Consider the following 26,661-nt stretch of genomic DNA (forward strand, 5'->3'; position numbering starts at 1 on the left):
ACACTGCGCACGGCAATCGGCAAACCGGAGGAATCGCCAGGTTACGGAACCACCGACTTCTCCTCGGCGAAGTGACAAGCCGACAGATGCCCGTCCGTCCTCGGTTCCAGCTTCGGCACCTCGATCGCGCAAATATCCGCGGCCTTCCAGCAGCGCGTGCGAAAACGGCAGCCCGACGGCGGATCGATCGGGCTCGGCACGTCGCCCTCCAGCCGGATCACCTGCCGCTGCCCGCGCACCGCGGGGTCCGCGACCGGCACCGCCGACAGCAGCGCCTGGGTGTACGGATGAGACGGTCGCTCGTAGATCTCGTCCTCAGTACCGATTTCGACGATCTTGCCCAGGTACATCACCGCGACCCGGGTGGACAGATGCCGCACCACCGAGAGGTCGTGCGCGATGAACACATAGGACAGTCCGAACTCGCCCTGGAGTTCACCGAGCAGGTTCATCACCTGCGCCTGGATCGAAACGTCCAAAGCGGACACCGGCTCGTCGCAGATGATCACCTTGGGCCGCAACGCCAGCGCCCGCGCGATGCCGATGCGCTGCCGCTGCCCGCCGGAGAACTGGTGCGGATACCGGTTCACGTGCTCGGGGTTGAGCCCGACCACCTCCAGCAGCTCCTGCACCTTCCTCGCCCGCGAACCCTTCGGTGCGACGTCGGTGTGGATCTCGAACGGCTCGCCGACGATGTCGCCGACCGTCATCCGCGGATTCAGCGACGTGTACGGATCCTGCAGCACGATCTGGATTTCCCGGCGCATTCGCCGCAGTTCCGCACCGCGCAGCTTGAACAGGTCGCGGCCCTCGAAGGTCGCGCTGCCGCTGGTCGGCTCCTCCAGGCGCATCAGCACCTGGGCGAGCGTCGACTTGCCGCACCCGGATTCCCCGACCACGCCGAGCGTTTCACCCGGCTGCAGGTCGAAAGAAACGCCGTCGACGGCCTTCACCTGTCCGATGGTCCGTTTGAACAGCACACCGGTGCGCACCGGGAAATGCTTCACCAGTTCGCGCACGCTGAGAATCGGCTCACCCACGGCTCTCCACCACCTCCTCGGCGAAGTGACACGCACTGACCCGGCCGAACCCGAGCGCGTGCGACGACGGCCGCTCGTCGCGGCACCGTTGCTCGGCCCGCTTGCAGCGCGGGTGGAACGGGCAGCCGGACGGAATGTCGAGCAGGCTCGGCGGAAGGCCCTTGATGGTTTCCAGGGTCTGTCCTTTGAGGTCCAGCCGGGGCAGTGAATCCATCAACGCCGCGGTGTAGGGGTGCCCCGGCGAACTGAACAATTCCCGCACGTCGGCCTGTTCCACGATCCGCCCGGCGTACATCACCGCGATCCGGTCCGCGACCTCCGCGACCACGCCGAGGTCGTGCGTGATGAGCACGAGCCCCATCCGCCGTTCCCGCTGGATGTCCGCGAGCAGGTCCATGATCTGCGCCTGCACGGTCACGTCCAGCGCGGTCGTCGGCTCGTCCGCGATGAGCAGATCCGGATCGAGCGCAAGCGACATCGCGATCATCGCGCGCTGCCGCATCCCGCCGGAGAACTGGTGCGGGTAATCCTTCACCCGCCGTTCCGCCGCCGGGATCCGCACCAGGTCGAGCAGTTCGACCGCCCGCTTGCGCGCGTCCTTTTTGGACATTCCCAGCCGGACGCGCAATTGCTCTTCGATCTGGAACCCGACAGTGAACACCGGGTTCAGCGCCGAAAGCGCGTCCTGGAAGATCATCGCGATCTCCGCGCCGCGCACCTGCCGGCGACGGTCCGCCGACGCGGTGAGCAGGTCCTCGCCGCGATACCGGATCGACCCGCCGGTGATCACGCCCGGCGGGGTGTCGAGGATTCCCATGATGGTCTGCGCGGTGACGCTCTTGCCGGAGCCCGATTCGCCGAGCACGGCGAGGGTTTCCCCGGCGTGCACCGAATAGCCGACACCGTTGAGCACGTTGGCCACGCCGTCGGAGGTGCGGAACTCCACGTGCAGGTCTTCGACCTCGAGCAGCAGCTCGTGCTCCGTCGTCGGACCAGGTGAACTGGACACTGTGGACATTGCGGCTACCTCGACTTCGGGTCGAGCGCGTCGCGGATACCGTCGCCGAGCATCACGAACGCGAGCACGGTGATGGTGACGAACGCACCGGGGAACAGGAGCATGTGCGGGACCGCTCGGAAGTAGTCGCGCGCGTCGCTGATCATGACGCCCCACGACACCACCGGCGGCCGCACGCCGATGCCGAGGTACGCCAGCGTCGCCTCGGCGCCGATGGCCGCGCCGAGCGCGATCGTGGCGTACACGAGCACCGGCGCGAGCGTGTTCGGCAGCAGGTGTCGGAACACGATCCGCGGCGTGCTCGCGCCGAGCGCTCGGGCCGCCTTCACGTAGTCCAGCTGCTTGGCCACCAGCGTCGCGGACCGCATGATCCGCATCGCCACCGGCCACGTCAGCACGGCGATCGAGCACACCACCTGAACGATGATGGTGACCTGTCCGGGATTCGTGCCGGGAGCGTTGAACGTGGTGAGAATGACGATCGCGCCGAGCACGAACGGCAGCCCGGCGAAGATGTCGCCGAGCCGGGACAGCAGGCTGTCGACGATCCGGCCGTAGTAGCCCGCGACGATGCCGATCAGCGATCCGAAAAGGACAGTCAGCAGCGTCGCGAAAACGCCGACCAGGAGCGATGCCCTGGCTCCGTAGATGGTCCGCGCGTACACGTCGTAGCCCTGGTTGTCGTAACCGAACCAGGCGTCCGCGGACGGGCCTTCGTTGGCGTGGGTCAGATCGTTGTATCCGGCGGGGCGGTGCGAGAACAATCCCGGCGCGATCGCGATGAGCACGATCAGCAGGATGATCACCGCGGAGATGACGAACGTCGGCTTGCGGCGCAGTTGCCGCCACGCGTCGCCCCACAGACTGCGCGGCTTCTTCGGGCCGGCGTCGGCCGAGCTGTCCACATGCGACAGCTGTGCCGCGTCGACCCCTCCGCCGCCGACGAGATTCGGGTCAGTCATAACGGATCCTCGGGTCGAGAACGGCGTAGAGCAGGTCCACGATCAGGCTCATCAGCAGATACACCACCACCAGCAGCACGACGACGCCGACGACGGTCGCGCTTTCCCGGTTCTGGAGGCCGCGGAAGATCAGCCCGCCGAGGCCGTTGATGTTGAACACGCCCTCGGTCACGATCGCACCGCCCATCAGGGCGCCGAGGTCGGTGCCGAGGAAGGTCAGCACCGGGATCACCGAGTTGCGCAGCAGGTGAATGCCGATGACGCGGCTGTTGGGCTGCCCTTTGGCGATGGCGGTGCGGATGTAGTCGGCGTGCCGGTTCTCCGCGATCGACGTTCTCGTCAACCTCGCGACGTAAGCCATCGAGAGGCTGCCGAGCGCGATGCCCGGCACGATCAGCTCGCCGAAGCTCGGATCGTCCGAAACGCTGGCGTCGATGATGCCCAGGTTCACGCCGAGCACGATCTGCAGCACGATCGCGGTGACGAACACCGGCAGCGAGATCAGGAACGTGGTCGAGACCAGCACCAAGTTGTCGAGGAAACCCTTGCCGCGCAAGCCGGTCAGCACGCCGGCGCTCAGGCCGATGACCGCCTCGATGAGCACCGCGACGATCGCGAGGCGCAGCGTGATCGGGTAGGAGGTGGAGATCAGTTCGCCGACCGAGGAGCCGTTGAACGTCTCGCCCCAGTCGCCGCTGAACAGGCTCCCGAGGTATTTGAAGTACTGGACGAACAGGTTGTCGTTGAGGTGGAACTTCTCGGTCATCAAGTCGATATAGGCCTGTGGGCAGGCTTGCTGACCGCATTTGCCGGAGAACGGGTCCCCGGGCACGGCCCACACCAGTGCGTAGATCAGGAAGGTGGTGCCGAAGAACACCGGGATCAACTGGAGCAGGCGGCGCAGGACGTAGCGAATCATGCGTGGTTCCTCAGAGTGCGCGCCGGGCTCGTGAGCGCCCCGCCTGCTTGTGGCGGGCGCGGACGCTCACGAGCCGCGTGGTGGAAACGGACGAGTCAGCGCATCACTTCTTGAGGACCTCGACCGACGAGTAGTCCGCGCGGCGGCGGAAGTCGAGGACCACGGTCTTCGTGTGCTTCGACTTGGCCGCGACGCCCTTCTCGTCCCACACCGGGATCGAGGGCAGGTCCTTCGCGATCAGGTCCTCGGCCTGCTGGTACAGCTTGACCGCGGCGTCCTTGTCCGCCGTCGAGTCGGCCTGCTTCAGCAGAGCGTCGACCTGCGGGTTGGAGTACGTCGAGTCGTTCGACGAGGCCCCGGTCCGGTAGAGCGGGTTGAGGAAGTCCTCAATGGACGGATAGTCCGCAGCCCAGTCCGAACGGCCCATGCCGGTCAGCTTGTGCCCGGTCACGATGCTGCGCCACTGGCCGAAGTCGGTCGCGGGCACGAAATCGCATTCGACGCCGAGCGTGTTCTTGATGCTGTTGCACGCGGCCACCAGCGGTTCCTTGCGGCCGCCGTCGGCGTTCGAGGCGATGGTGAGCTTGCCCTTGAACCCGGACTTCGCGAACAGTTCCTTCGCCTTCGCCGGGTTGAACTTGCAGTACTCGCCGCACACACCCGGCCGGAAGCCCGCGATGCCTTGGGAGACATAGCCGTCGGCCGGGACGTAGGTGTCGTGCATGACCGTCTTGGTGATCTGCTCGCGGTCGATCGCCATCGAGATCGCCCGGCGCAGGTCGAGGTTGTTGTAGCCGGGCACGTAGTACGGCACCGCGATCGTGCTGATGCCGAGCAGGTGTCCGGTGACCAGGTTGTCCTTGAGGTCGGTCTTGTACTTGTCCGCGGTGAGCGCGGACGGCGGCAGCGTCTCGATGAAGTCGAGCTTGTTGCTCAGCAGGTCCTGGTAGGCGGTTTCCTGGCTGGCGTAGATCTTGACGTCCAGGTCCTTGAACTTGACCTTGTCCGGGCCCTGGTAGTCGTCGAACCGGGTCAGCTTGATGTCGACGTTCGGCGTGCGGCTGACGAACTTCATCGGCCCGTTGCCGATCGGGTGCTTCGCGAACGCGGCGGGGTCCTTGAAGAAGGAGTCCGGCAGCGGCGCGAACGCGGTGTAGCCGATCTTGGTGGTGAACACGGAGAACGGCGCGTCCAGGGTCACCTGGAACTCGTAGTCGCCCTTGACCGCCAGGCCGGACATCTTGTCCTTGGTCGGCTTCGCCGCCTTGTCGGCCGGGTGGACGTCGGCGTAGCCCGCGATGTTCTCAAAGAACGTGCTGTTGATCTGGCCGTTCGCCGAGTTGGCCCCGTAGTTCCAGGCATCGACGAAGTTCTTCGCCTTGACCTCGGTGCCGTCGTGGAACTTCCAGCCGTGCTTGATCTTGATGTCGAAGACCTTGGAATCGGTCGTGGTGATCGACTCCGCCATCAGGTTGTACGGTTCGCCGCTGTCGCCCTTGTACGCGACGAGCCCGGAGAACATCGGGTCGACGGCCTTGGAACCGCCGAGCTCGTTGGTGTTCGTGGGGATCAGCGTGTTCTGCGGTTCCGTGCCGTAGACCGTGAAGGTCCCGTTCGGATCCGCTTCTCCCGACGACCCGCTGCTGGATCCGCCGCCCCCACAGGCGGTCAGGAGCAGTGACAAGGTTGTCACGACTGCGGCCGCGCTCCAGAGCCTGGATGAACCCCGCATGTCCCCTCCGTTTCTCGCGTCCGAATAGCGAGATGGAGGCTAGCTGGATCAGCGCTTCGTAACCGGATCACCGGGTTGCACCTGAATAACAACACCGTTCATCACCCGGTCAGCTCACAACTAACTGCGCTTGATGACTTTCGGTGGTTTTGGTACGGGTGCGCGCGGCTGGTGACCCCGGCGTTGCGGAGCGTTCAGGCGAGCGACAAAGCGATGCCGTCCAGGATGTCGTGCTCGCTGACCACCAGCTGGTCCGGACCACCGCGCGCGGCGAGTTCCTCCGCGAGCACCTGGACGACGACCGCGCCGCCGCCGATCACGTCGACCCGTCCGGGGTGGATCACCGGGTTCTCGGCACGGGTCGCGCGGTCGGCCGCGAGCAGTTGTCCGGCGAGCTGGTCGATCTCGCCGTGCGACAGCTTCGACAGGTGGACGCGCTCGGAGTCGTACTCGGGCAGGCCGAGCGAAACCGCTGACAACGTGGTCACGGTGCCGGCGACGCCGATCCAGGTGCGAGCCTTCGCGACGTCCACGACGTCGAACGCCTCGGCGAGGATGCCGCGGGCCAATTCGCGGGCGGCGGCGATCTCGTCGGCGGTCGGCGGGTCGCCCTTCAGCGCGCGCTCGGTGATCCGGACGCAGCCGATGTCGACGGATTTCGCGGCGATCACCTCGGCCTCGCGGCCGTTCCAGGTGCCGAGGACCAGTTCGGTGGAGCCGCCGCCGACGTCGACGACCACGAACGGCCCATCGTCCGGGTCCTGCTCGCCGACCGCGCCGGTGAAGGACAGCCGGGCTTCCTCGTCGCCGCTGATCACCTCGGCCTCGACGCCGAGCGTTTCGCGGGTCATCGCGAAGAACTCGTCGCGGTTGCTCGCGTCGCGGGTCGCGGAGGTGGCGACCATGCGCACCTTCTCGACGCCCTTGCGCCGCGCGGCGACGGTGTAGTCCGCGAGCGCGGCGCGGGTGCGTTCGAGCGCTTCCGGCGCGAGCCTGCCGGTGGCGTCGACGCCCTGGCCGAGCCGCACGATGCGCATCTCGCGGTGCAGGTCGCGCAGGTCGACCGTGCCGTCGTGGCGCGGCGTCAACTCGGCGACGAGCAGACGGATGGAGTTGGTCCCACAGTCGATCGCAGCTACCCGAGGCATGTCCCCGACCTTACTTGGTCTCCGGCGCTTCGCGGGCGAGGCGGGCATAGGCGGGCCCTATGCCCCCTCGCCGACATTTGGTCTTTGCCTTCCTCTCTTTTCCGGCCGTACGGTTGACGTGTTCGCCGCATTTCTCTTCACGGCGGTTTTTCTTCTTCTTTTATCGAGAGGTTTAGTGGCATGCCCGATTACGGGATTGCGGGAAAGCGCGCGGTGGTCACCGGCGGTTCCCGCGGAATCGGCGCGGCGATCGTGGCGCAATTGCTGGCCGCGGGCGCGACCGTGCTCACCACCGCCCGGTCGGCGGGACCGGTGCCGGAAGGCGCGTCCTTCGTCGAGGCCGACGTCCGCACCCAGGCCGGCGCCCAGACGGTCGCCACCGCTGCCCCGGAGGTCCTCGGCGGCGTCGACCTGCTGGTCCACAACGCGGGCGGCGCGCGTCCGCACCCCAGCGCGCTGGCGATCCCCGACGACGAATGGCAGGACGCGCTGTCGGTCAACCTGCTGGCCGCGGTCCGTCTGGACGCGCTGCTGGCCCCGGGCATGCGCGACCGCCGATCGGGCGCGATCGTGCACGTCTCCACCGCCGCGATCCGTCCGCCGTTCCCGCCGTTCCTGCACTACGTGGCGGCGAAAACGGCGCTGGAGGCCTACAGCCAGGGCCTGGCCGCCGAACTGGCCCCGTCCGGCGTCCGCGTCAACACCGTGTCCCCCGGCCGGACCGCCACCCCCGGCGGTGTGGCGACGCGCGAGCAGTGGGCGAGCCTGTCGTCCGGCTTCGCTCTCCCCGACGTCCCGCTCGGCCGCGACGGCGAACCCGACGACATCGCCAACGCGGTGCTGTTCCTACTGTCCGACCAGGCGAACTGGCTGACCGGAAGCGGACTGGCCGTCGACGGAGGCGAATACCCGCGATGAATGCTTATCAGGGCAAAACCGCGGTCATTACCGGCGGCAGCACCGGAATGGGTTTCGCCACCGCGAAGTTGTTCGCCGACGGCGGAGCGCGGGTAATCATCACCGGCCGTTCCCAACCCCGCCTCGACGCGGCTGTGGCCCAACTCGGCGAGGATGCGCTGGCTGTCCGCGGCGATGTGGCGTTGCTCTCCGATCTGGACGCGCTGGCCGCCCAGGTGCCCGGCCCGGTCGACGCGCTGTTCGTCAACGCCGGGATGGCCCGGACGGCACCGTTCGCGTCGGTCACCGAGGAACAGTTCGACGCGGACTTCGCGGTGAACGTCAAGGGCGCGTACTTCACCGTGCAGAAGCTCGCTCCGCTGCTGCGCTCGGGAGCGGGCGTCGTGCTGACCACGTCCACGGCGAACGTCATGGGACTGCCGGAAACGAGCGTCTACTCGGCAGGCAAGGCGGCGCTGCGTTCGATGGCCCGCACGCTCGCCGCCGAACTGCTCCCACGCGGCATCCGGGTCAACGCGATCAGCCCCGGTCCCATCGACACCGAGATCCTGGAAGCCGGGATGTTGGCCGAGGAAGCCGCGCAGTTCAAGACCGCGCGAGCCGCCGCGAACCCGATGAAACGGCTGGGCACTCCCGAAGAGATCGCCCGCGCCGTCGCGTTCCTGGCCTTCGACGCCACCTTCACCACCGGCATCGAACTGGTCGTGGACGGCGGCGACACGCAACTCTGAGTTTTCAGGCGGCCGGAGACACCGGCTGATACCAGGTTTCCTGCCGCAGAAACTCGAGCAACGCCATCTCCGCGGGCCCCGCCCCGGGCCGGACCGCCGCGACGACGGGCTGGGACACGACCGGAAACACCGGCCGGACGAGGTGCTCATGCCCTTCGGGCACCGCCGACGCCGGAACGAGCGTCACTCCCAGCCCATGCGCGGCCCACCGCACCGCCGTCGAGGTCTGCGACACCCGCGCGACCGCCGTCGGCTTCAACCCGTTGTCGCGCAACACTTCGGTCAGGAAGCCTTCGAGCGCGCTGGCCGGGTCGAACCTGATCCACTGCTCTTCTTCCAGCTCCCGCAACGCGATCCGGTCCTTCTTGAGCAACCGGTGGCTGGTGCCTAAGACGACCACGAACTCCTCGTCGCCGAGGTGATGCCCCTCGTACAGGCCCTCGTCGCACGCCGAGCCGAGCAACGCGAGATCCAGCACCCCGCGCCGGGCAAGCTGCTCCAGCTCAGCCGGATTCGGCTCCTCGAAAACGGTCACCGCCAGCCGCGGATACTTCCGCCGCAACGCGGCCAGCGCCCCCGGCAACTGCCGAGTCCCCAACCCCATCTGCGCCGAAACGAGCAACTCGCCAGCCAACTCGTCCGCCCCCGCCCGCGCGGTCGCCTGCGCCCGCCGCGCTGCCCGTACCGCGACCTCAGCGTCCCGAAGAAACGCCCGCCCGACGACGGTCGGCACGAGCCCGGTGGGCGTACGGGAGAAGAGCTGCACGCCGAGTTCCCGCTCGAGCCCCCGAATCTGCTGCGAAACGGACGGCTGAGCGACGTGCAGCACTTCAGCCGCAGCGGTCACCGACCCCGCCTCGGCGACCGCCAAGGCGTACTCGAACTGACGAAGACTCATCGTCTCCCCTGCGGTGTGGCGAGGTTTGTCATCGAGGCTACCTGTTTGTCAGCCAGGAGCCGTGGCACTGCCCGAGGGATTGCCGTTCGACGACGAGGTACAGGTCGAAGTCGTCGACGGCGGTGTCGAGGTTGACGTGGTCGAGGTACTGGATCCGCAGGTCGGAGTGCTGGAGTCGGTACTCGGCGCACCGGACGTACTGCCCGGAGGCGTCCCGCTCGGACTGTTCTGCGGCGGCAACCCAGTAGGCGTCACCGACGGACCCCCCGTCGCAACCGGCGGCAAGTCGGTAGTCCTCGGCCGCTCCCCCGGACTCGCAGGCGGCGCGGAACTGGTGGTAGCCGGAACCGGACTGTCCGGCACCTGCGCGACGCCCTTGCGGTAGGCCTCGGCCCAGAGAATGACCGTGGTGACGTAGGCGTCGGAGTTGTTGTAGCGGTAGATCGCGGTCCTGAGCTGATCCGGATTGGCCAGGTCGAGCCCGCCGGAGCAGAGATAGCGTGCCGCCGCGAGCGAGGAGTCGAAGAGATTGCCCGGGTCAGCTTTGCCGTCCCCGTTGCCGTCCGCCGCGTAGGTCCGCCAGGTCGCGGGGATGAACTGGAACGGCCCCACCGCGCGATCCCACACCGGATCCTGGTCGAGAACGCCATGATCGGTATCGGGAATCGCCGCGAACGGCCCCGTGCCATTGAGTTGAGGCCCAAGAATCGGCTGAAGCGTGGTCCCAGCGGCGTCGACGTACCCACCACGCGCGTGATCCGACTCGATCCGCCCGATACTCGCGACGAGCGCCCAGTCGATATGACACCCCGGCTGCTCTTTCCCCAAGACGTCGCCCGCATGCCGATACGCAGCAAGCGCAGTAGCCGGAATCCCGAGCGGCCCGTCCGGAAGGTCATACGCAGGCAGTGGAACCGGTGCAGGCGCGTCAGGCAACCGCCCGTCGACGGCGACGCCGCGAATGCCTGGGTCGTACCCCTGATCAGGCATGACGTCCGCCGAGTGCACGACGGGCATCCGCCCGACCCAGCCTACGACCACGCCCGCGCCTACGGTCGCCGGAAGCACTCCCAGCAGCCCGGTGAGCACTGCGACCGCCGTGCGATGCCGCGACGCCACCCGCCGAGCGCGATAACGCCCCCGCCGAGCCCGGATCCTCGCGCGGCCGATCAACCGCGCCTTCTCCGGCGGGGGTCCGATGAGGGGTGGGGTTCTTTTGGTTCGGGCCGGGTTCGCCTGAGTTGCTACTTCTTCGGCGGCTAGCTCCGTGCTGCTTTCACCGTCCGCCGCGTCGGCGATTGCTTCATCCGCGACGTCACCGTCGCTTCGTTCGCCCCTTGCGTCGGCGGCAACCGCTTCGCCAGCTAGTTCACCGCCGTCACCCGCGCCGACAGCTCCAGCAGCCACCTCGCCGTCGCTGCTATCGCCACCTGCCTCGCCATCAGCAACACCGCCGCCAACCGATTCGGCGAGACCGGCTTCATCACCAGCCACCTCAGCACCAGCAGCCGCCGCACCGTCGGCAACCCGCTCACCCGCGCTACCGGCAACCCGCTCGCCCGCCCCGTCCGCGCCTGGCTCGCCCGCACCGTCCTCGATCGGCCCGTCCGCCCCGTCCGCGACCGGCCCGCCCCCACCGTCCGCGACCGGATCGGCCCGACTCTCCGCAGCAGGAGACCCCTCAGCGCGCACCGATCGCCGAGATCTGCGTGGCACCCGCACTTTCCGCCCCTCCCCGGCCCGCCCGGCGGTGCACTCGGGCTCGCCTGCTCGGTGTGAAGCTCCGGTGCGCGCCGCGAAGCATTCCCACCCAGGCGGGCACCGGCCTCTGCCGTGCCTATCCGCGCCCGAGACCGGAGCGTTACCCGGCGCAGTCGCCCGTCGGCCAGCCCTGCTCGCGGACCCAGGCGAGGGTCTCGTCGCCGAACGGGTTCACCCCGGGTCCGGCCGCGAGCGTGTGCGCGAGGTGGACGTGCAGGCATTTCACCCGCCCGGGCATCCCGCCCGCGGTCACCTGCGTGCCGAGCGACTCGATGGCATCCCGCTCAGCGAGGTACGTCTCGTGCGTGCGCTGGTAGGTCGCCGCGAGTTCCGGGTCGGTGGTGAGCCGTTCGGTCATCTCCTTCATCACGCCGGACGCTTCCAGCGTGCCCACCATCGAAGTCAACCGAGGGCAGGTCAAGTAGTACAACGTCGGGAACGGCGTCCCGTTCTCCAACCGCGGACTGGTCTGGACCACCGAAGGGTGCCCGCTGGGACACCGCGCGGCCACCGCCCGCAGAGCCCGCGGCGGGCGTCCAAGCTGCTGCGCGATGACCTCCCGGTCGGCATCGGTGACGGGCTCGAATCGGGGTGTCTCCGTGCTGCTGTTCACGCTCTCCAGGCTAATGCCGCCGTCCGGCCACCCCCTCGCGACCTCCGCCGAAACGGCCGAGTTGTCCACAACCGGCACACCGTGTGGACAACTCGCCGCATCGCCCTCCGCCGCCCTTCCGATGTGGTTAGCGTGGAAGGCAGTCGAAGCTTCGCCACGAAATCAAGCCATCGAAGAGAAAAGAAGAATCAGAAACGCCGATCGACGATCAGAACCGCACGCACGGCACCCGTCAACTATGACGCCCAAGCCTCAACCCGCCGGGACAGCGATCAAGCATCCGGAAGGCGCGGAAGTCGTCCTGCACCTGGCCGAAAAAGCCCCGTCAACGGTCCAGCCCGGTCAACGACCACGCCCGGCCAGTGAGGCCCGACCACCAACGTCACCCAGCCAGGGAGGCCCGCCCAGCCGCCAACGTCAGCCGATCAGCAGCCCCAACCAACCGCCAGCAAGCACCGCGTGCAAGAACCGCACCCGGCCAGGCACCTCAACCCCCGGAAACCTGCGCCCACAGGTTCTCGTACCAAGGTGCCTGCGGAGCGGGCTGCTGTCCAGGCTGGGCAGCCGTCGGCGAACCGGGCTGGTCCTCGGGCAGCTGGACCATCCACGGGGTCTCGCCCGGTTTCACGTACCGGAGCCGGCGGCGGGCTTCCGCCTCGATCTGGGCCGGGTCGCTCAGCTGGGCTTTGCGGTCGCGCAGCTGAGCGACCTCGTACTGGAGCTGGGCGAGCTGCGCTTCCTGGTCTCGGACCTCCGAGCGCTGGGAGAGGTAGGTGCGCAACGGGACCGCGACGGTGAACGCCAGTGCGCACACCACGATCGCCACCACGGCGGCGCGCCGGGTGGTCGACATGCCGAGCACTTTGGCCGCACCGGAGGCGCGTTTCGCCGCCAGGCCGCGGCGCAGCCGGGCCCTGGTCGTCTCCGTCGTGCCCGCGCCGGTGCGGCGCCGGGCCGACGCGGGACGGCGGGCCCTGCTGGACCCGCTTCCCGCTGCCCGGCCGCCGCGGCGGCTGCGCGCCCTCCCCCGGTCGGCCATGTGCCCCTCAGGCCTCCGCGCTGAACCGCGGGAAGGCGAGGTCGCCGGCGTAGCGCGCGGCGTCCGCGAGGGTTTCCTCGATGCGCAGGAGCTGGTTGTACTTCGCGATCCGCTCGCCGCGGGCCGGGGCGCCGGTCTTGATCTGGCCGACGCCGGTCGCGACCGCGAGGTCGGCGATGAAGGTGTCCTCGGTCTCGCCGGACCGGTGGCTCATCATCGACTTGTAGCCGTACGACGTGGCCAGCGACACCGCGTCCAGCGTCTCCGACAGCGTGCCGATCTGGTTGACCTTCACCAGCAGCGCGTTCGCCGCGCGGCGGGTGATGCCCTCCTCGAGCCGGTCCGGGTTGGTGACGAACAGGTCGTCGCCGACGAGCTGGACCTTGTCGCCGATCTCGGAGGTCAGCTGGACCCAGCCGTCCCAGTCGTCCTCGCTCAACGGGTCCTCGATGGACACCAGCGGGTAGTCGCGCAGCAGTTCGCCGTAGTACGCGGACATCTGCTCCGCGCTGCGCTTCGAACCCTCGAAGGTGTAGGCGCCGTCGGAGTAGAACTCGGTCGCGGCGACGTCCAGCGCGAGCGCGACGTCGCGGCCCGGCGCGTAGCCTGCCTTCTCGATCGCGGCGAGGATCAGGTCGAGCGCCTCGCGGTTGTTGGAGAGGCTCGGCGCGAAACCGCCCTCGTCGCCGAGGCCGGTGGCCAGGCCGCGGCTCTTCAGCACGCCCTTCAGCGCGTGGTACACCTCGGTGCCCCAGCGCAGCGCCTCGCGGAACGACTCCGCGCCGATCGGCGCGATCATGAATTCCTGGATGTCGACATCGGTGTCGGCGTGCGCACCGCCGTTGAGGATGTTCAGCATCGGCACCGGCAGCACGTGCGCGTTCGGCCCGCCGAGGTAGCGGAACAGCTCCAGTTCGGACGATTCCGAGGCGGCCTTCGCGACGGCGAGCGAAACACCGAGGATCGCGTTCGCGCCCAGCCGCGACTTCGCGGGCGTGCCGTCGAGGTCCACCAGCTTCTGGTCGACGATCCGCTGGTCGACCGCGTCGACGCCGACCAGGTCCGGGCCGATCTCGTCGAGCACCGCGGCGACCGCGCGCTCCACGCCCTTGCCGTTGTAGCGGCCGGTGTCCCCGTCGCGCAGCTCGACCGCTTCGTGCTCGCCGGTCGACGCCCCGGACGGCACCGCCGCTCGGGCCAGCGTGCCGTCGTCGAGCGCCACCTCCACCTCGACGGTCGGGTTCCCGCGCGAATCGAGAATCTCGCGCGCGCCTACCTGCTCGATGAGAGCCACGCTCTGCTCCTTGGTGGGTCGTGCCTGCGGTGACGCCGCCCAGAGTAACCGCCCAGCGGGTTCACCCGTTGGAGGCCAGGCCGGTGCGGGGCCGTTCCGCTGCGTGTTCTCCAGCTCAGCCGGGCACTTCGCCGGTCTCCTCGGCCTCCTGGTCCTCCGGCCGGACCTCGCGCCACCCCGACGGCAGCTCGACCTGGTCGGTCACCTGCTGCCAGAACGTCCAGCTGTTGCCGCCCGGATCGGCCACGGTGAAGATCCGCGCGCCGTAAGGCTGGTCCTGGGGCGGTTCCGGCGCGGCGTCCTCGCCGAGCGCCGCGGACACGCGCTCGTGCTGCGCGTCGACGTCGGTCACGTACACGACGTTCAACTGCCCGACCGGCCCCTCGACGCCCTTGGCCTCCCAGTATTCGGGACCGACCCCGGCCAGCTGCAGACGCGCGTCGCCGGCGCGCAGCGTCGCCTGGAAAACCTCGCCGGACCCGTCCTCGAAGCGGACTTCCTCGGTGAAGCCGAACACCCTGGTCAGCCACGCGAGCGCGGCGGTCGCATCGCTGTAGTAGAGGTACGGCGCCAGTCCCACGTAATCGGGTTCCTGATCGCTGCTCATGGCGGAACAGTCCATCACGACTCGTCTGACGGTCGTGCAACGCCCTCCGCGCCGGTATCGTGAAGCGACCATGACGGACGCCGCAGCAGCCCCCGAACCCGACGGCGAATCGCGCTTCCGCAGGTTCCGCAACGCCGAGCATCTGGTCGCGCGGCGACGCCCGCTCGACGCGCTCAAAGAGCTGGAACCCCTGCTCGCCGACGAGCCGGACAAGCCGAGCGTGCAACTGCTCGCCGGGCGCGCGTACTTCCACTCCGCCCAGCTGCGCCGCGCCGAACGCGCCTTCACCCGCGTCCTGGAACTGGACCCCACCGATCACTACGCCCGGTTCGTGCTCGGCCGCACCCTCCAGCGCCTCGGCCGTTTGGCCGAGGCGCTCGCACAACTGCGGATGGCGTCGGCGATGAACCCGGTGCCGGAGTATCTCGAGGCGATCAGCGAGGTCAGGGCGAGGATCACGCTGAGCGACCGCTGAGCCCGCGTGTCCCGAACGTGCACCCGCGGAGGCACTCGCGTGCAACCGCCGGATCCAGCGCGGCCCCGGCGCGTCTTCTGAAGTGAACAGGGCAGCGGGGAAGCCTGGCCATCCGGCGACCCGGCTCGGCCAGTCGGCCGATCCGGGCAGACCGGGCGAAGCGCGATCCTTGGTGTCATCACAGAGAGCGATTAGAGGAGGCCGACATGACCGCGCTGACCGTGATCGGAGCGACCGCCGGGCTGCTCGTGCTGGTGCTGATGGCGCTGGCGCCGGCGCTCGTGGAATTCAACGAACGCCACCCGGTCCAGCCGCGCAAGCAGCCCGTGCGCACCGAGGCTCTGCCGCAGAAGCCGGTGCGAGTGAGCGCCGCTCTGTCGACGCACTAACTGCCGATTTTGCCGAGCAGGCCACGGTTTCGGCCGTTCGCCGGGACCGGATTGTTCTGAGGAAGCACGCGACGGACCCGGAGGCAGGGGTGCCCGACCGCTGAGCGTGCCAGCACGGAGTGCCGCGCGCAGACAGGCCACGGGCGAGCTGCTTCGGCCGCCGATCGGCGACCCGCCAGCCAGACGGCCCGTGCCGAGAGGCAGACTGGCCGAACCGCTACCGACCCAGCCAGCTCAACGCTCCACGCTCGCCGCCGCACAGGGAACCGGCCGAAGCGAACAAACCTCCGCCGACCCACCCAGTCAGCTCAATCCTCCACACGCGCCGCCGCACAAGGAACCGGCCGAAGCGAACAAACCTCCGCCGACCCACCCAGTCAGCTCAATCCTCCACACGCGCCGCCGCACAAGGAACCGGCCGAAGCGAACAAACCTCCGCCGACCCACCCACCCAGCCAGCTCAGGGCGCCACGCTCTCGGCCGCGTACGAGTCCGCCGCGGTGAAGACGTCCTGCACGTAGTTGACCGCCGGGTTGTAGAGCAGCATCGCTTTCCACCAGCCCGCCGGGGCGCCCAGGTCGTCGTCGCCCGAGCAGAGGTAGCGGGCGGCGGTGAACGCCGCGTCGTCGAGGTTGCGGGGGTCCGCGGCTTTGCCGTCGCCGTTCGCGCGCTGGGCGTGTTTGTGCCAGGCGGCTGGCATGATCCGCAGCGGGCCGACGCGGTGGTCGGCGGTGCGGTCGCCGTCGAGTTTTCCGGTGTCGGTGTCCGGGCCTTCCGCGGGACCGGGGTTCACCGTCAACGTGCCGTCCGGGCCGGGTTTCTCCGCTCCGAAGGCCAGATTTCCGATCGCCGCGAGCGTCGCCCACGACAGGTGGCACGACGGTTTTTGCCGCTGCATCCACATTTCCGCGCGCCCGTACGCGGCGAGCACTCGCGCGTCCAGTCGCGTCTTTCCGGCGACCCGGGTTGCCCACGCGTCCAGTTCCGCTTGGTCGGACACGAGCGGACGGTCCGGCGGCGCGGCCAAGCCGACGCGCGGAGCTTCGGAGCCGGGCTGCGGGCGCGGTTCCGCCTTGGTCGCCACCGGCGGCGGAGCGGCCGCGGCGGGAGGGGCGGGCGGGTTCGGGTTCCGGATCCCGATGGTCGCCACCAGCACGACCCCGGTCAGCACCAGACCCAGCGCGAACGCGATCCGGCTCGGGTAGCGGCGCGGCGGAACCGCCGGAGACGGCGTAATAGTCGGCTGAGTGGTATCGGCCACTCGGACAGGTTACTGATGAACCCGCCCGGGGGACGCCGGACTGGGCGAATGGCAAGCGGATGGTTAACTCCCCGCTTGAGCCGCCCAGGTCACACAATTCGTTACGTGACCTGTCGGCGACGCTCTGACCTGCGGTTACCCTAACCTAACTCCCACCAGAACGCCGTTTTGCCCGTTTTGCCGTACCCGCTCAGCGAACTTCCCTCTGGACTTACAGGCAAGCCTTACCTAAAAACATCAGGTCAGGTAGTCGAAGGAGGGCTGAACAGTGGTGTTTTCCAGCGCGCTCATCGGGCTGCGCGAAGGCCTCGAAGCCGCGCTTGTGGTCAGCATCCTGGTCGCTTTCCTGGTGAAGACCGAACGACGGCACGCGCTGCGGTTCGTGTGGCCGGGCGTCGGCGCGGCGGTGCTGCTGTCGGTCGGTGTCGGCGCGATCCTCACCTACAGCACCGCGCAGCTGAGTTTCGAGCATCAGGAACTGCTCGGCGGAAGTCTTTCCATCGTCGCGGTCGTCTTCGTCACCGCGATGATCTTCTGGATGCGCAAGGCTTCCCGGCACATCGCGGCCGAGTTGCGCGGCAAGATGGAGGACGCGCTCAAGGTCGGCCCGGCGGCGGTGCTGCTGCTGTCGTTCCTCGCGGTGGGTCGCGAGGGGCTCGAAACCGCCGTGTTCTTCTACTCGGCCGTGCAGACCGCGCAGTCCGACACCCTGCAGCCGCTGATCGGGTTCGTGATCGGGATCGCCGCTGCGGTCGTGCTCGCCTACCTGCTCTACCGCGGCGCGGTGCGGTTCAACCTGGCGAAGTTCTTCACCATCACCGGCGTGCTGCTGGTGTTCGTCGCCGCCGGCGTCCTCGGCTACGGCCTGCACGACCTGCAGGAAGCCGGGTTCATCCCCGGGCTGACCACGCTCGCCTTCGACGCGTCGAGCACGCTGCCGGAAACCTCCTGGTACGGCGCGCTGCTCAAGGGGATCTTCAACTATTCGCAGCAAACCACTGTGCTGCAAGCGATCGCGTGGGCCGCCTACGTGGCGATCGTGCTGCCGCTGTTCCTCAAGCCTGCCCGCAAGAACAAGACCGAGGCGGCTCCGGCCGCCCCGGCCGCCGCCAAGGAGTGATCGTGCCCCAGTTCCGCAAAACCTCGACGGCTGTGCTCACCGGCCTCGGCGCCCTCGTGGCGCTGACCGCCTGCGACAGCACGAACTCCGCGTCCGGTCCCTCCGGCGCGGCCGCGGGCGGGCCGATCAAGGTCGAGGCGTCCGACACCGCCTGCTCGGTGTCGGCGACGACCGCCGCCGCGGGCAACCTGACCTTCGAGATCGCCAACAAGGGCAGCAAGGTCACCGAGTTCTACCTCTACGCCGAGGGCGACCGGATCATGGGCGAGGTCGAGAACATCGCGCCGGGGCTCAACCGCCGGCTCATCGTCGAGGTCCCGGAAGCGGGCAAGTACCAGACCGCCTGCAAGCCCGGCATGGCCGGGAACGGCATCCGCGGGGACTTCACCGTCACCGGCGGCGCGCAGAGCCAGAACAGCGCCAGCGCGCAGAAAGCCGCTGCCACCAAGAGCTACGCGACCTACGTCGAGAACAACAGTTCGGCGCTTGAAGCCGAAACGGCGAAGTTCGTCGCCGCGGTCAAGGCGGGCAAGGTCGACGAGGCGAAGGCCGAATACGCGCGCACTCGCGTATTTTACGAGCGGATCGAGCCGGTCGCGGAGAAGTTCGGCGACCTCGACCCGTCGATCGACGCCCGCGAGGCCGACGTCGAGCCGGGTCAGCAGTTCACCGGCTTCCACCGGCTGGAGAAGGACCTGTGGACCACCGGCCTGAAGCCGGACAGCCCGCAGATCGCCGACAAGCTGCTCACCGACGTCAAGGCACTCGTCGCCAAGACCAAGACGCTGCAGCTGAGCGTGCTGGACCTGGCCAACGGCGCGAAGGGTCTGCTCGACGAGGTCGCGACGAAGAAGATCACCGGCGAGGAGGAGACCTTCTCGCACACCGACCTCTGGGACTTCCAGGCCAACCTCGACGGTTCCAAGGGCGCGATCGCCGCGCTGCGGCCGATCATCCAGGAGCGCGACGCGGCTCTGGTGTCCACTTTGGACAAGGAGTTCGCGAACGTGCAGGGGCTGCTGGACAAAACCCGCTCCGGCGACGGTTTCAAGTACTACAACGAGCTCTCCCAGGACCAGGTCAAGGCGTTCGCCTCGGCGGTCGACGCGCTGAGCGAGCCGCTCAGCAAGGTCGCGGAGGTCGTGTCGAAGTGACCGAGGAGGGAACGCAGGTTTCCCGCCGGAAGCTGTTCGGGCTCGCCGGCGCCGGGGTCGCGCTGGCGGGCGCGGGCGCGGCGGCCGGCGTGGGCTTCGACCGGCTCGGCGGCGACACCCCGGCCGCCGCCGCGACGTCCACTGTGGACTTCCACGGCGAGCACCAGGCCGGGATCGACACGCCGACGCAGCAGAACCTGCACTTCGCCGCGCTCGACGTGACCACCAAGGACGTCAAGAAGCTCCGCGAACTGCTGCGCACCTGGACGGCCGCGGCACGGCGGATGACCGCGGGCCAGGAGGTCGGCCCGAACGGCGCGCTCGCCGGGTCCGCGCAGGCCCCGCCGGACGACACCGGCGAGGCGCTCGACCTGCCCGCGTCCGACCTCACGCTGACGATCGGCTTCGGCCCCTCCCTCTTCGACGACCGGTTCGGCCTCGCCGCGAAGCGCCCGCCGCAGCTGATCGACCTGCCCGCGTTCCCGAAGGACAAGCTCGACCCGGCCCGCAGCGGCGGCGACCTGTGCATCCAGGCCTGCGCGAACGATCCGCAGGTCGCGGTGCACGCGGTGCGCAACCTGGTGCGGCTGGGCTTCGGCGTCACCGAGGTGCGCTGGTCGCAGCTCGGGTTCGGCCGCAGTTCGTCGACCTCGCGCTCGCAGCAGACACCGCGCAACCTGTTCGGTTTCAAGGACGGCACCAACAACATCAAGGCCGAGGACACCGACGTGCTCCGCGACCAGGTGTGGGCGCAGGCCGGCGACGGACAGGCGTGGATGGCGGGCGGCACGTACCTCGTCGCCCGCCGGATCCGGATGCACATCGAAACCTGGGACCGCGAAACGCTCGCCGGGCAGGAGAAGATTGTCGGGCGCACCAAGGGAACCGGTGCCCCGCTCGGGCAGACCGGCGAGTTCGACCAGGTCGACCTGCAGGTCGGCGGCGCGGGCGGGACCCCGTTGATCGCCGAGGACGCGCACATCCGGCTGGCCTCGCGCCAGACCCGCAAGGGCGTGCAGATCCTGCGCCGCGGCTACAACTTCGTCGACGGTTCCGACGGAGTCGGGCACCTCGAGGCAGGGCTGTTCTTCCTGGCGTTCAACCGGGACACCCGCACGCAGTACGTCCCGATGCAGCAGGTGCTGTCGTCGAAGGACGCGATGATGGAGTACCTGCAGCACACCGGTTCCGCGCACTTCGCGATCCCGCCGGGCCTCACCCCGACCAGCAACTGGGGTGACGGGCTCTTCGCCTGACCAGTACAAACCTCCCCGCCCCGCCACTGCGTGGGACCGGTTGCCGGTGCCTTCCGGGCAGGCGACGGTGACCGCGTTCATCCGCGCGAGGTGAGGAGTTCGGTCGTGGTCGCTGTGGCACAGCCGCGGTTCGGGGTGTGGGCGGTCGTCTACGGGTCGTGGGGCCCGTTCGATCATCCGGACGATCCGGTGGACGCCAGCTGGGAGCGCAACCGGCGGCTGATCGTCGAGGCCGACCGGCTCGGCTTCGATTCGACGCTCATCGCGCAGCACGTGGTGAACCCGTTCGGCGACGAACTGGACCAGTTGGAGACGTGGACGTCCGCGGCGGCGCTCGCCGCGCTCACCGAGCGGATCGAGATCATCGCGGCGATCAAGCCGTATCTCGTGCACCCGGTGGCGCTGGCGAAACAGGCCCTGCAGATCCAGGAGATCAGCGGCGGCCGGTTCGGGCTGAACCTCGTCAACGCCTGGTACAAGCCGGAGCTGGCACGGGCGGGCATTCCGTTCGCCGAGCACGACGAGCGGTACGAATACGGCCGCGAATGGATCAGCGTCGTGCGCGGGCTGCTGGCCGGCGACCGGGTTTCGTTCGAAGGCAAGCATTTCCAGGTCGACGGATACCAGCTGCGACCCGCTGGTTCGGCACCGACCGTGTACGTCGGCGGTGAATCCGACCCGGCGCGGGCGCTGGTCGCGGACAAGGCCGACGTGTGGTTCATCAACGGGCAGCCGAATGAGAACGTCGCCGAACTGATCGCGGACGTCGCCGCCCGACCGCGCGCCGGTGCGCCGGTCCGATTTGGACTGTCCGCGTTCGTGGTGGCCCGCGAAACCGACGCCGAGGCGGAAGCGGAACTGGCAGCACTGTGGGAACTGGCGGAGGCGGGCAAGGCGCGGTGGGAGGCGCTGGTCGCGGACGCCGATCCGAAGGCGGTGATGTTCCAGACGTTCGCGAAGTACCCGCACATCGGCACGAACGGCGGCACCGCGGCTGGTCTGGTCGGCAGCTACGACACCGTCGCCCAGCGGATCCGCGAGTGGGCTGACCTGGGAATCGAGACTTTTATGCTGCAATTTCAGCCCTTCGAAGCGGAGATGCGGCGGTTCGCCGAGCACGTGATTCCCCGCGTGCGCTTGACTTCAAGCAAGCTTGAACTTGCACGGTAGGTGCATGTTCACCGAAGCGGAACTCACCTACCTGGCCACCCAGCCGCTTGCCCGGGTCGCCACTCAGCAGCCGAACGGAACTCTGCAGGTCAGCCCGGTCGCGTTCACCTGGAACCCGGAGACGCAGACCATCGACGTCTCCGGGTACCACCTCACGAAAAGCCGGAAATACCGCAACGTCGAGGCCAACGGCCAGGTCGCCATCGTGATCGACGACCAGCCCTCGACGAGCCCCATGCGCATCCGCTGCCTGGAGATCCGCGGCCGGGCGGAAGCGGTGCCGGACGCCTTCGAACCGGACGGTCACCTCGACGGAGCCGTCATCCGTATTCACCCGCAACGGATCATCAGCCTCGGCATCGAAGATCCCGACCGCGAGCCGCTGGAGGTGAAGCCGAACAACCGGAACGTCTGACGCCGCGCCGGCCCGCAGTCCCGCCCCTGCCCGGGGGAGGGACGGGACTGCGCCCGGCTCGACGTTCCGCTGGTTCATCTGCGCGCACCCGCCACCGTGTACGCCGCCGTTCCCGCCGCGAACAGCAGCCCGGCCGTCCACCACGCCGCGGCGGAGGCTGCCGTCGCCATCGGCCAAGCCACGAAGTCGTAGGCCTGGCCGACGGCGCTCGGGACGAATATCGCCGTCATCGCCCAGCCCAAGGGCAGCGTCCAGCCGAACTGGCCGCCGAACAGCGTGGCCGCCAGCCCGGTCAGGCCGATGAGCCCGGCCGCGTTGCGGAGGATCCAGCCGGATTCCATGGGATGGTCGACAAAGCCTTGTGCCGCAACCATTACTCCACCGGCTACCGCACCGATCAGCAGCAGGTGCCCGAGCCGGCGGGGCGGCCAGCGGAAAGAGGCCGTGCGGTCCAAGTCGATGTCCTGTCCGCTGAGACCCACGCCTGCCACCGCGACCGCGGCACCGAGGGTGAAGGTCGCGAAAAGCGTCGCCCAGTTGTCGCCCAGCAGCGGCGGGAGAACGACGGCACAGAGCAACACCGCCGCCAGCGACACTGCGAGGTGGCGCGAACGCGCGTACAGCGCTGTCCACCGCATCAGCGGGCACCTTCCATGAGGACCTTCAGCGGGTCACCGGTGCAGGTCAGCTCCAGTTGCCGAGCGGCGGCCACGCGGGCGGTCTGCTCCGGCTCTGGTACTGCGTTAAGGGCTGCCCACGCTGAGTCCGTCCATGCCTGAGGCGCAGCGTACGAAGGCGGCGGAGAGTACGAGCCGGCCAGCCACTGCGCCATTACCCAGCGCGCAGCGTCCTCCCGGTCGTTTCGCTCACCTCCGTAGGACGCCGCGTGACACGGCATTGTCCCGGCACCGCGAAGCAGCGTCATGGTGAGGCTGGGGCCGCTTTCGTGGTACAGCGCAGTACTGTCTTGCTGCAGCAGCACCCGGGACGGATCTCGCGGGCCCACCTTGTTGTTCCGGTACGGCTCTGTCGATTCCTCTACCCGCGTCGGGTGTTGTGGCAGTTTCTCCAGTCGCTGCAGTACTTCCTTGCCTGGACCGGCCACAGTGGACAACCAGTCCTCGTGCAATCGCGTCACGCACACCGGACCGTCGCAGACGAGAGCGGCTGCCGTCTCGTCCGGGACGTAGTTTTCGGCCGACGACGCGGGGAAGAGCGGCAAAGCCACCGCCAGCCCGGCCCCCATCGGAAGCAGCGCGAGCACCCGGATCCGCGCCGAACTGGCCAGCAGCAGCACGATCCCGGCCGCGGCGATCCCGAGCAGCCAGGCCAGCTGCCCGATCTCCACCGCGGGCTTCGGCAGATCGAACGGGCCATGCGGCTCCACTTGCCCGATCCCCAGCAACGCCACCGCGTTCGGCGCCACCCCGTTCACCCCCGACACCTGGGTGAAGAGGCCGCCGGCCAGCACGAGCACGGCCAGCGCCGGCGCGGTGATCGGATACGGCAGAAGCCGCCCGACGCCAAGCCCGAGCGCGACACCGGCGAGCACGGACAGCACGCCGAGCACCAGTTGCATCACCCACGCCGTGGTGAACAGTCCGCCCGTCGCCACGACCTGACCGACCCCGGCGACGACGAGCACCAGGTAGCCGACGGCCGCGGCGAGACCGAGGGCAAGGCCGAGCTTGGCGGCTCGCTGCCCGGCGGGCCGGGGCGTGGAGCCGAACAGTTCGACGACACCCGCGCGGGCATCTCGCATGCCCTGGATCGCCGAGGCTCCCACGATGATCGGCCACATCAGCACCAGCAGATAGCGAGGCCACCGCACCGCGGTCAGCCAGGTCTCGTTCCAGGCCGCGGAACCGTGGCTCCACGGCCCGCGCGAGAACAGCAGCAGTCCCAGGCTGACCACGAGCATCGCGACGGGTATCCAGGGAGCGACGGTGCGCCGGAGTTCGATCCGGAACACGCTCATCACCAGGACCCCTTTCCCTGTGCGTGGCCGAGCAGCGCCGAATAGCCGCGTTCTATCGGGCTGTCGCCGACGTCCGCCTCGCTGCCGGCCGAGGCCAGATCGGCTGGCGTGCCTTGGAAAACCAGCTTCCCGTCGGCGAACAGGACGACGTCCGAGCACGCCGCGGCGACGTCTTCGACCAGGTGGGTGGACACGACGACACACGCGTCCCGGCCGATTTCCTGCAGCAACTCCCGGAAACGCAGCCGCTGCGCCGGATCGAGCCCGGCGGTGGGTTCGTCGAGCAGCAGCACCACCGGGTCGTTCACGATCGCCTGCGCGATGCCGACCCGGCGGATCATGCCGCCGGACAGGGTCTTCATTTTGTCCCCGGCGCGTTCGGCGAGACCGACCCGCTCGATCGCGCGCTGGACCGCGCCCGGCACCTCGTGCTTGGGCATTTCCTTGAGCCACGCCATGTATTCGACGAATTCGCGGACGGTGAACCGCTTGTAGTACCCGAAGGTTTGCGGCAGATAGCCGATCCGGCGACGCAGGCCGCGCTGGTCGAAGTGCCCCCCGACGGGCTCTCCGAGCAGCGCGAGCTTGCCTTCGGTCGGCCGCAGCACCGTGGCGAGGGTGCGGATCAAGGTGGTCTTGCCCGCACCGTTCGGCCCGAGCAGCCCGTGCACGCCCGTGCCGAGCGCGAGGTCGAGGCCGTCGACCGCCATCTTCTTGCGGCCGACCCGCACTTTCAGTCCCTGTGCCTGGATTTCCCAGGCGTAGGTCGCCGGAGCGACCTCGGCGGCTTCCACAGCCCGCATCGGTGTCCCCTCTCGTTTCCGTCAGTGATGCGCAGCAAGCTGCGTGAAGGTGTTCCGGCGAAGCACTACGAACACGGTCGCGACGACGGCGGCCGCCAGCCAGCCCGGCCAGGCGACGTCCTGCAGCAGGACCGAGCTCCCGAACGCGACGCTCGGCACCACCAGCGCGCCGAGCCACAGGCCGACCAGGATCGACGCCGCCCAGGCGACGCCGATGAACGTGCCGAGCGCGAGAGTCCCCGTGGTGAACGCGAGACTCGGCAACAGCCCGAATCCCATCCGCGCGCCGACCAGCCAGCCGGCGGCGAGCAGCACCGCCAGCACCGGCACCACGACCGCCGTGGTCCGGCGCAGGATCAGCTCCAGCCCGGCGCGCGGGGTGGCCGCGGTGAGTTCGTACGACGGATCGAGCCCGCGCGTCCACGCCGCCGCCACCCCGAAGACCGGCAACACCGGGGAAAGCAGCTGCACGAACGACAGCCCGTCGTGCAGTGACCGGTCGAGGTAGACCGACAGCGCGCCGACCACGAGGACCATCAACAGCCACGGCATCATCACCGGAGTCGCCCAGCAATGCAGCCACGCCGCGGCCCGGCGCGGCATCGGCTGCGGTGCTTGGGCGAGGTCCGGTTCCAGCCCGGCCCACACGGTGTCGAGCAGACCGGTCACCTCGGCGGTGGACGCGCCGGCGAGCCGCGCCCGGCACTGCGCGCAGTTCTCCAGGTGCCCTTCGATCGCCCATGCCTCGTCGCCCGGCAGGTCCCGGCCGGCGACGTAGCCGGCGAGCATCCGGTCGGATACGTGGTTCATGGCTTGACCTCCTTCAGACAGTCCTGGTTTCACGACAACGCCTCCCGCATCGCGATCCGGGCGCGGCGGGCCCGGGTTTTGACCGTGCCCTCGGGCAGGCCGAGCAGGATCGCGGTTTCCCGTACCGACAATCCGTCGAGCGCCATGGCTTGCAGGACCTCGCGCAATTCGGGCGCGAGACTGCGCAAGGCGTCGCCGACCGAATCGCCGACCGTGCTCGCCAGCGCCTCCTCCTCGGCGGCGGGCGCGGACAGCGACTCGTGCACCCCGGGCGGCGGATGCGCGTGATGCGCCCGCCGCCGGAACGCGTCGATGAGGCGGCGCACCGCGATCGTCCACACCCAGCCCACGGCGGAACCGCCGGCGACGACGCCCGCGAACGAACCCGCGGCGCGCCACACGGCGAGGTAGGTCTCCTGCATCACCTCCGCGATGATCTGGTCATCGGAGCAGCGGTGCCGCAGGCGTATCGCGAGCCACGGCGAGGTGCGGCGGTAGAGCTCTTCGAACGCCGCACGATCACCGCGGGCGGTGCGCCGGAGGAGGCGTTCCTCGTCCGGCTCCCTGGGTGGCTTGTGCTTCACACCCGGCAAGACGCCACCTCCGCGCTTACGGTTCTCTGAAATGAGTGATCTGGGTCACATTTCTCATCGGGGCTGCCGGACATCATCGTGGCGCGGGGGTGGTGGGGGCGTGCGTGGATGGGGCGGGGCTCCGTCGTTCGAGTGAGGCGGATATTCGGCGGAGGGGTGGCCGAGGTGCTAGAAGCCGGAGTGGCGTGCGGGGTTGGGTGGGGAGCTTTGGCGCGGGCGGTGTGGCTGGGGAAAGCCTGGTGGTTGCCACGGCGCAGGTGAGCGCGGGTGCGTGGGATGCGCGCGAGCAGAGGGCGCGCAGGAGTGAGGGGCTGGCAGCGCACGGCTGGGTTGTCGGGAGTGTTGATGCCGGTTGGAAGCCGCGTCGGCACTCGCGGACTCCGGGCAGCGGGCATGAGCAACTGCTGCGGGCACGGCACGGCACGGCACGGCACGGCACGGCACGGCACGGCACGGCACGGCACGGCACGGCACGGCACGGCACGGCACGGCACGGCACGGCACGGCACGGCACGGCACGGCACGGCACGGCACGGCACGGCACGGCACGGCACGGC

At 69.0% G+C, this 26,661-nt stretch carries 28 protein-coding genes and 2 pseudogenes; 11 read left to right on the forward strand and 19 right to left on the reverse strand.

Features of this window, described 5'->3' with window-relative positions:
* Nucleotides 1-41 precede the first annotated feature (41 nt).
* The 6 genes from PUT80_RS33625 to PUT80_RS33650 all read right to left on the reverse strand — a co-directional run bounded on the left by PUT80_RS33625 (nt 42) and on the right by PUT80_RS33650 (nt 6,819).
* A complete protein-coding gene (locus PUT80_RS33625; RefSeq protein WP_275294533.1) occupies nt 42-1,040 on the reverse strand; it encodes a dipeptide ABC transporter ATP-binding protein in 999 nt (332 codons plus the stop codon).
* Complete coding sequence (locus PUT80_RS33630) at nt 1,033-2,058, reverse strand: ABC transporter ATP-binding protein (RefSeq protein WP_037820264.1); 1,026 nt, start codon at nt 2,056-2,058, stop codon at nt 1,033-1,035. Before PUT80_RS33630 ends, PUT80_RS33625 begins: the two co-directional genes overlap by 8 nt.
* Before the next feature lie 5 nt (nt 2,059-2,063).
* Nucleotides 2,064-3,020, reverse strand: a complete 957-nt coding sequence (locus PUT80_RS33635) for an ABC transporter permease (protein ID WP_037820263.1) — start codon at nt 3,018-3,020, stop codon at nt 2,064-2,066.
* Nucleotides 3,013-3,939, reverse strand: coding sequence for an ABC transporter permease (locus PUT80_RS33640; protein WP_037820262.1), 927 nt, complete (start codon nt 3,937-3,939; stop codon nt 3,013-3,015). The genes PUT80_RS33635 and PUT80_RS33640 overlap by 8 nt, the downstream gene beginning before the upstream one ends.
* A 103-nt stretch (nt 3,940-4,042) precedes the next feature.
* Nucleotides 4,043-5,671, reverse strand: coding sequence for an ABC transporter substrate-binding protein (locus tag PUT80_RS33645; protein WP_037820261.1), 1,629 nt, complete (start codon nt 5,669-5,671; stop codon nt 4,043-4,045).
* Between the two features lie 194 nt (nt 5,672-5,865).
* Nucleotides 5,866-6,819 (reverse strand): Ppx/GppA phosphatase family protein, encoded by a 954-nt coding sequence (locus PUT80_RS33650; protein WP_238604230.1) that lies wholly within the window; start codon nt 6,817-6,819, stop codon nt 5,866-5,868.
* 180 nt (nt 6,820-6,999) lie between these two features.
* Between PUT80_RS33650 and PUT80_RS33655 the strand changes: the two genes are divergently transcribed.
* The gene (locus tag PUT80_RS33655; protein ID WP_275294534.1) at nt 7,000-7,737 is read left to right on the forward strand and encodes an oxidoreductase; all 738 of its coding nucleotides are present in this window, start codon (nt 7,000-7,002) and stop codon (nt 7,735-7,737) included.
* Nucleotides 7,734-8,468 (forward strand): SDR family oxidoreductase, encoded by a 735-nt coding sequence (locus tag PUT80_RS33660; protein ID WP_275294535.1) that lies wholly within the window; start codon nt 7,734-7,736, stop codon nt 8,466-8,468. The genes PUT80_RS33655 and PUT80_RS33660 overlap by 4 nt, the downstream gene beginning before the upstream one ends.
* 4 nt (nt 8,469-8,472) lie before the next feature.
* Here PUT80_RS33660 and PUT80_RS33665 read toward each other — a convergent pair whose 3' ends face one another.
* The gene (locus PUT80_RS33665) at nt 8,473-9,366 is read right to left on the reverse strand and encodes a LysR family transcriptional regulator (RefSeq protein ID WP_134667510.1); all 894 of its coding nucleotides are present in this window, start codon (nt 9,364-9,366) and stop codon (nt 8,473-8,475) included.
* 61 nt (nt 9,367-9,427) lie between these two features.
* Between PUT80_RS33665 and PUT80_RS46350 the strand changes: the two genes are divergently transcribed.
* A complete protein-coding gene (locus PUT80_RS46350) occupies nt 9,428-9,751 on the forward strand; it encodes a hypothetical protein (RefSeq protein WP_343076909.1) in 324 nt (107 codons plus the stop codon).
* A gap of 155 nt (nt 9,752-9,906) precedes the next feature.
* Here PUT80_RS46350 and PUT80_RS46355 read toward each other — a convergent pair.
* The 6 genes and pseudogenes from PUT80_RS46355 to PUT80_RS33695 all read right to left on the reverse strand — a co-directional run.
* A pseudogene (locus PUT80_RS46355) lies at nt 9,907-10,383 on the reverse strand (hypothetical protein); the annotation flags it as partial.
* A gap of 347 nt (nt 10,384-10,730) precedes the next feature.
* Complete coding sequence (locus PUT80_RS33675) at nt 10,731-10,901, reverse strand: hypothetical protein (RefSeq protein ID WP_275294563.1); 171 nt, start codon at nt 10,899-10,901, stop codon at nt 10,731-10,733.
* A 326-nt stretch (nt 10,902-11,227) separates the two neighbouring features.
* Nucleotides 11,228-11,749, reverse strand: a complete 522-nt coding sequence (locus PUT80_RS33680; protein WP_199818177.1) for a DUF501 domain-containing protein — start codon at nt 11,747-11,749, stop codon at nt 11,228-11,230.
* Between the two features lie 478 nt (nt 11,750-12,227).
* Nucleotides 12,228-12,593, reverse strand: coding sequence for a septum formation initiator family protein (locus PUT80_RS33685; protein WP_275294561.1), 366 nt, complete (start codon nt 12,591-12,593; stop codon nt 12,228-12,230).
* 193 nt (nt 12,594-12,786) lie between these two features.
* Entirely contained in the window at nt 12,787-14,073 is a 1,287-nt protein-coding gene (gene eno / locus PUT80_RS33690; protein ID WP_037820247.1) for a phosphopyruvate hydratase, read from the reverse strand.
* A gap of 115 nt (nt 14,074-14,188) precedes the next feature.
* Nucleotides 14,189-14,680 (reverse strand): VOC family protein, encoded by a 492-nt coding sequence (locus PUT80_RS33695; RefSeq protein WP_037820310.1) that lies wholly within the window; start codon nt 14,678-14,680, stop codon nt 14,189-14,191.
* A 70-nt stretch (nt 14,681-14,750) separates the two neighbouring features.
* On the opposite strand from PUT80_RS33695, the gene PUT80_RS33700 reads away from it, so the two are divergent.
* Complete coding sequence (locus PUT80_RS33700) at nt 14,751-15,155, forward strand: tetratricopeptide repeat protein (RefSeq protein WP_037820246.1); 405 nt, start codon at nt 14,751-14,753, stop codon at nt 15,153-15,155.
* 206 nt (nt 15,156-15,361) lie between these two features.
* Complete coding sequence (locus tag PUT80_RS33705; protein WP_275294536.1) at nt 15,362-15,544, forward strand: hypothetical protein; 183 nt, start codon at nt 15,362-15,364, stop codon at nt 15,542-15,544.
* Between the two features lie 460 nt (nt 15,545-16,004).
* On the opposite strand, the gene PUT80_RS33710 is transcribed toward PUT80_RS33705, so the two are convergent.
* Nucleotides 16,005-16,805, reverse strand: a complete 801-nt coding sequence (locus PUT80_RS33710; RefSeq protein ID WP_107051242.1) for a murein transglycosylase — start codon at nt 16,803-16,805, stop codon at nt 16,005-16,007.
* Nucleotides 16,806-17,073: 268 nt separating this feature from the next.
* Here PUT80_RS33710 and efeU point away from each other — a divergent pair, with 268 nt between their 5' ends.
* The 5 genes from efeU to PUT80_RS33735 all read left to right on the forward strand — a co-directional run bounded on the left by efeU (nt 17,074) and on the right by PUT80_RS33735 (nt 21,920).
* A complete protein-coding gene (efeU, locus tag PUT80_RS33715) occupies nt 17,074-17,925 on the forward strand; it encodes an iron uptake transporter permease EfeU (RefSeq protein ID WP_275294537.1) in 852 nt (283 codons plus the stop codon).
* A gap of 2 nt (nt 17,926-17,927) precedes the next feature.
* Nucleotides 17,928-19,079 carry an iron uptake system protein EfeO gene (gene efeO / locus PUT80_RS33720; RefSeq protein ID WP_275294538.1) on the forward strand — a complete coding sequence of 384 codons (1,152 nt, stop codon included), beginning with the start codon at nt 17,928-17,930 and terminating at the stop codon, nt 19,077-19,079.
* Nucleotides 19,076-20,335 (forward strand): iron uptake transporter deferrochelatase/peroxidase subunit, encoded by a 1,260-nt coding sequence (efeB, locus tag PUT80_RS33725; protein WP_275294539.1) that lies wholly within the window; start codon nt 19,076-19,078, stop codon nt 20,333-20,335. Before efeO ends, efeB begins: the two co-directional genes overlap by 4 nt.
* 105 nt (nt 20,336-20,440) lie before the next feature.
* Nucleotides 20,441-21,505 (forward strand): LLM class flavin-dependent oxidoreductase, encoded by a 1,065-nt coding sequence (locus PUT80_RS33730; RefSeq protein ID WP_275294540.1) that lies wholly within the window; start codon nt 20,441-20,443, stop codon nt 21,503-21,505.
* 4 nt (nt 21,506-21,509) lie between these two features.
* Nucleotides 21,510-21,920 (forward strand): PPOX class F420-dependent oxidoreductase, encoded by a 411-nt coding sequence (locus PUT80_RS33735; RefSeq protein ID WP_275294541.1) that lies wholly within the window; start codon nt 21,510-21,512, stop codon nt 21,918-21,920.
* Nucleotides 21,921-21,994: 74 nt separating this feature from the next.
* On the opposite strand, the gene PUT80_RS33740 is transcribed toward PUT80_RS33735, so the two are convergent.
* Genes PUT80_RS33740 through PUT80_RS33760 form a run of 5 tightly spaced genes read right to left on the reverse strand, consistent with a single transcriptional unit; the run spans nt 21,995 to nt 26,095 of the window.
* The gene (locus PUT80_RS33740; RefSeq protein WP_275294542.1) at nt 21,995-22,558 is read right to left on the reverse strand and encodes a hypothetical protein; all 564 of its coding nucleotides are present in this window, start codon (nt 22,556-22,558) and stop codon (nt 21,995-21,997) included.
* On the reverse strand, nt 22,558-23,898 hold the full coding sequence (locus PUT80_RS33745) for a hypothetical protein (RefSeq protein WP_275294543.1): 1,341 nt from the start codon (nt 23,896-23,898) through the stop codon (nt 22,558-22,560). Before PUT80_RS33745 ends, PUT80_RS33740 begins: the two co-directional genes overlap by 1 nt.
* Nucleotides 23,898-24,701 carry an ABC transporter ATP-binding protein gene (locus PUT80_RS33750; RefSeq protein WP_275294544.1) on the reverse strand — a complete coding sequence of 268 codons (804 nt, stop codon included), beginning with the start codon at nt 24,699-24,701 and terminating at the stop codon, nt 23,898-23,900. The genes PUT80_RS33745 and PUT80_RS33750 overlap by 1 nt, the downstream gene beginning before the upstream one ends.
* A 21-nt stretch (nt 24,702-24,722) precedes the next feature.
* Nucleotides 24,723-25,511 (reverse strand): zf-HC2 domain-containing protein, encoded by a 789-nt coding sequence (locus tag PUT80_RS33755; protein ID WP_037820233.1) that lies wholly within the window; start codon nt 25,509-25,511, stop codon nt 24,723-24,725.
* A 29-nt stretch (nt 25,512-25,540) separates the two neighbouring features.
* Nucleotides 25,541-26,095, reverse strand: a complete 555-nt coding sequence (locus PUT80_RS33760) for an RNA polymerase sigma factor (RefSeq protein ID WP_037820232.1) — start codon at nt 26,093-26,095, stop codon at nt 25,541-25,543.
* Between the two features lie 354 nt (nt 26,096-26,449).
* On the opposite strand from PUT80_RS33760, the pseudogene PUT80_RS33765 reads away from it, so the two are divergent.
* Nucleotides 26,450-26,661 (forward strand): annotated as a pseudogene (locus PUT80_RS33765) (hypothetical protein); the annotation flags it as partial.

This window comes from Amycolatopsis sp. La24, assembly GCF_029087445.1.
GTDB classification, from domain to species: domain Bacteria; phylum Actinomycetota; class Actinomycetes; order Mycobacteriales; family Pseudonocardiaceae; genus Amycolatopsis; species Amycolatopsis nivea.